Source organism: Burkholderia alba (genome assembly GCF_034721475.1).
Classification (GTDB): domain Bacteria; phylum Pseudomonadota; class Gammaproteobacteria; order Burkholderiales; family Burkholderiaceae; genus Burkholderia; species Burkholderia alba.
On sequence record NZ_JAWJWL010000194.1, the window covers coordinates 1 to 339 of the forward strand.

The window sequence follows — 339 nt, forward strand, 5'->3', positions numbered from 1 at the left end:
CTCGACCGGCCGCTCGCGACGGGGATCGTCTACAACGGCGAGAACCCGACGCCGTACGACCTGCCGAAAGACGTCCGCTACACGGGGCTGGTATCGCGCTCGATCAAGCAGGCGGGGCAATACCAGAACGCGAGCCAGCTGACGTTCGACGACCAGCGCGGGGCGGAGCGCGTGATGATCCATGCCGAGCGCGACATGCAGCAGACCGTCGAGCGCAACAGCTCGAAGGCGGTCGGGCAGGATCTGAACATTTCGGTGAAAGGCACGTCGACCTCGGTCACGGGGATCTCCGTCAGCTTCACGGGGATTTCGGTGTCGTACACGGGCTTGTCGGTGAGC

The 339-nt window shown here is 64.9% G+C and carries 1 protein-coding gene; it reads left to right on the top strand.

Annotated elements, in window-relative coordinates:
* Window positions 1–339, top strand: a 339-nt coding sequence (locus RZR99_RS33190) for a bacteriophage T4 gp5 trimerisation domain-containing protein (RefSeq protein WP_407655554.1), incomplete at both ends; no start/stop codon positions are given.